We start from the raw sequence: 377 nt of genomic DNA on the forward strand, positions 1-377 counted from the left end.
TGCGGCGCGAGCTGGTGTTGAAGTTGATGCTGCCGGATGGCCCACGCCCGGTGATCGCCTGCTGGAACGTGGTGCCGATGGGGGCGGTCACGAAGCCAAAGGCGCGAATGCTGTTCATCAGCGCACCGAGTTCGGTGGCCACCGAGTTGAGGGTGCTGAACACCGGCGCGATGATGATCTTCGGGTAGTACCCGAAAAGCTGGTAGCTGTCGCGGAACGCCTTCATACCCGTGCGCTGGCCCGCCCCATTGATGGTGCCGATGATGTCCGAAGGCTGCACCAGTGTCGGGTTCGCGTAGGTATACGACGCCTTCAGCGTGGTGGGAGCGGCTACGGTACCCGCAGGGATGCTGCCGGAGCTGATGCGCTGGCCGGTG

At 64.2% G+C, this 377-nt stretch carries 1 pseudogene; it reads right to left on the reverse strand.

Going from position 1 to position 377, the window contains the following annotated elements:
* Positions 1-377 (reverse strand): annotated as a pseudogene (locus KDH83_RS31955) (phage tail sheath subtilisin-like domain-containing protein); the annotation flags it as partial.

This window comes from Achromobacter sp. Marseille-Q0513 (genome assembly GCF_018195695.1).
Classification (GTDB): domain Bacteria; phylum Pseudomonadota; class Gammaproteobacteria; order Burkholderiales; family Burkholderiaceae_B; genus Achromobacter.